Source organism: Halomonas sp. (assembly GCF_033549285.1).
Classification (GTDB): domain Bacteria; phylum Pseudomonadota; class Gammaproteobacteria; order Pseudomonadales; family Halomonadaceae; genus Halomonas.
In genome coordinates, this window is sequence record NZ_JAWSUJ010000185.1 from 1 (window position 1) to 2,840 (window position 2,840).

At 70.7% G+C, this 2,840-nt stretch carries 3 protein-coding genes and 1 pseudogene; all 4 read left to right on the forward strand.

The window, feature by feature from the left end:
- Positions 1-208, forward strand: a pseudogene (gene murG / locus SCI24_RS21215) (UDP-N-acetylglucosamine--N-acetylmuramyl-(pentapeptide) pyrophosphoryl-undecaprenol N-acetylglucosamine transferase); the annotation flags it as partial.
- A gap of 58 nt (positions 209-266) precedes the next feature.
- Positions 267-1,679: a UDP-N-acetylmuramate--L-alanine ligase gene (gene murC, locus SCI24_RS21220; RefSeq protein ID WP_318727257.1), complete on the forward strand. Its 1,413-nt coding sequence runs from the start codon at positions 267-269 to the stop codon at positions 1,677-1,679.
- A complete protein-coding gene (locus SCI24_RS21225) occupies positions 1,676-2,593 on the forward strand; it encodes a D-alanine--D-alanine ligase (RefSeq protein ID WP_318727255.1) in 918 nt (305 codons plus the stop codon). The genes murC and SCI24_RS21225 overlap by 4 nt, the downstream gene beginning before the upstream one ends.
- 3 nt (positions 2,594-2,596) lie before the next feature.
- On the forward strand, positions 2,597-2,840 hold a 244-nt coding region (locus SCI24_RS21230; protein WP_318727256.1), incomplete at its 3' end, for an FtsQ-type POTRA domain-containing protein.

The window sequence follows — 2,840 nt, forward strand, 5'->3', positions numbered from 1 at the left end:
GGCCAACGCGCGGGCCCTGGTCGACGAGCAGGCGGCGCGACTGATGCCCCAGCAGGAGATGAGCGCGGCGACGCTGGCCGAGTGCCTGGCGTCGCTGCTCGACCCCGACACTCTCGCCACCATGGCGGCACGGGCCCGTGGCTGTGCCCATCTCGACGCCGTCGAGCGCCTGGTGGCCGGTTGCATGGAGACAGGCTTTGAGCGATGAGACCCTCGGACCGGTTCCCGGTCAGGCCACGCCCCCGCACCCCGGACGGGGGCTGGGCATGCGTCGTATCCGGCGCATCCATTTCGTCGGCATCGGCGGTGCCGGCATGTGCGGTATCGCCGAGGTGCTGGCCAACCAGGGCTATGCGGTCAGCGGCAGCGACCTGAAGGCCACCCCGGTGGTGGCCCGCCTGCGTCGGTGCGGCATCCGCGTGGCCATCGGCCATGCCGCCGAGCATGCCGAAGACGCCGACGTGGTGGTGGTCTCCACCGCGGTGGACGAGACCAACCCCGAGATCCGCTGGGCCCACGAGCATCGCGTGCCGGTGGTGCGCCGCGCCGAGATGCTCGCCGAACTGATGCGCTTTCGCCATGGTATCGCCGTGGCCGGTACCCACGGCAAGACCACCACCACCAGCCTCACCGCGACCCTGCTGGGCGAGGGCGGGCTGGATCCCACCTTCGTGATCGGTGGACGGTTGACCAGCGCCGGCACCAACGCGCGGCTGGGGGAGGGCGACTACCTGGTGGCGGAGGCCGACGAGTCGGATGCCTCCTTCCTTCACCTGCAGCCCATGGTCGCCATCGTCACCAACATCGATGCCGATCACATGGCAACCTACGGCGGCGACTTCGAACGGCTCAAGGGCACCTTCATCGAGTTCCTGCACAACCTGCCGTTCTACGGCCTGGCGATCCTGTGCATCGACGATGTCCAGGTGCGTGGCCTGCTCGACCGCGTCAGTCGCCAGTTCGTCACCTACGGCTTCAGCGAGGATGCCGACTATCGCATCGAGGGCTTCGTCCAGCAGGCCGGGGAGGTGCACTTCACCGCGGTGCGCCCCGAAGGGCTGGCGCCGCTCGAGGTGCGCCTGGCCATGCCGGGGCGTCACAATGCGCTCAATGCCCTGGCGGCGATCGTCGTGGCAAGCGACGCGGGGGTCGACGACGACGCCATCCTGCGTGGCCTGGCGAGCTTCGAGGGAGTGGGGCGACGCTTCCAGGTGCATGGCCACTTCCCGGCCCCTCAGGGCGGGGGCGAGGTGATGCTGGTGGACGACTATGGCCACCATCCCCGCGAGGTGGCCATGGTGATCGATGCCGTGCGCGCGGGCTGGCCCGAGCGGCGCCTGGTGATGGTCTACCAGCCGCACCGCTACTCCCGCACCCGCGACCTCTACGAGGACTTCGTGCGGGTGCTGGCCGGGGTCGACACCCTGCTGCTGCTCGATGTCTACGGCGCCGGTGAGGCGCCGGTGCCCGGCGCCGACGGGCGCACCCTGGCGGGCTCGATCCGCCAGCGCGGGATGGTCGACCCGATCTTCGTCCAGGACAAGAGCGAACTGCCGGCGCTGCTCGCCCGGGTGCTGCGCCCCGGCGATATCCTGATTACCCAGGGGGCGGGGGACATCGGCGGCATCGCCCAGCACCTGGCCGATGCCGCCCTGGCGCTCGACGAGGTGACACTATGACGCATGATGTCGGCCGGGTGGTGGTGCTCTATGGCGGGGAGTCCGCGGAGCGGGAGGTATCGCTGAAGAGCGGCGCCGCCGTGCTCGCGGCCCTGACGCGCTCGGGGGTGGACGCCATCGGCTACGATCCCGCCGATGGCGGACTGGTGGGGCTCGAGGCCCTGGCCCCCGACCGGGTCTTCATCGCCCTGCACGGAAGGGGGGGCGAGGACGGCACCCTGCAGGGGGCGCTGGAACTGCTGGGCATCCCCTACACCGGCAGCGGCGTGCTGGCCTCGGCGCTGGGCATGGACAAGCAGCGCACCAAGCTGATCTGGCAGGCACTCGGCCTGCCGACCCCGGAGAGCGTGATGCTGGGCCCGAAGGCCGACTGGTCGGCGGTGGTCGAGCGCCTCGGCCTGCCGCTGATCGTCAAGCCGGTCCACGAGGGCTCGACCCTGGGCATCAGCATCGTCGAGAGCCGCGATGCGCTGGAAGCGGCCTACCGTGATGCCGCCCGCTTCGATGCGCGGGTGATGGCCGAGCGCTTCGTCAGCGGGGAGGAGTACACGGTGTCGCTGCTGGCGGGCGATGTCCTGCCGGCGATCCGCGTCGAGGTACCCAGCGGCTTCTACGACTACGAGGCCAAGTATCTCTCCGACGAGACGCGCTACCACCTGCCGTGCGGCCTCTCCGGCGGCGAGGAGACCGAACTCGCCGCCCTCTGCCGGGGGGCCTTCGAGGCCATCGGCGCCGAGGGGTGGGGACGGGTCGACGTGATGCGCGACGCCGAGGGGCGCTTCTGGTTGATCGAGGTCAATACCGTGCCGGGGATGACCGACCACAGCCTGGTGCCCCAGGCGGCGGCCCATGCCGGCATCGACTTCGATGCCCTGGTGCTGCGCATCCTCGCCACGGCCGGGGAGCGGCACTAGCCCATGGCACCGCGTGGAAGCTTCGTCGGCGTCCTCCTGCTTGCCCTGTTGCTGGGCGCCGGAGGGCGGGCGCTGTGGGTGTGGCTCGACCGGCCCATCGAGCGAGTCTCGGTGGGGGGCGAGCTTCACCATGTCAGTGCCGACTACCTTCGCAGCCAGCTGGCCCCCCTGATCCAGGGGCAGACCTGGCTATCCGTCGACCTCTCCGCGCTGCGCCAGAAGGCCCGGGAGATCGGCTGGCTGGCCG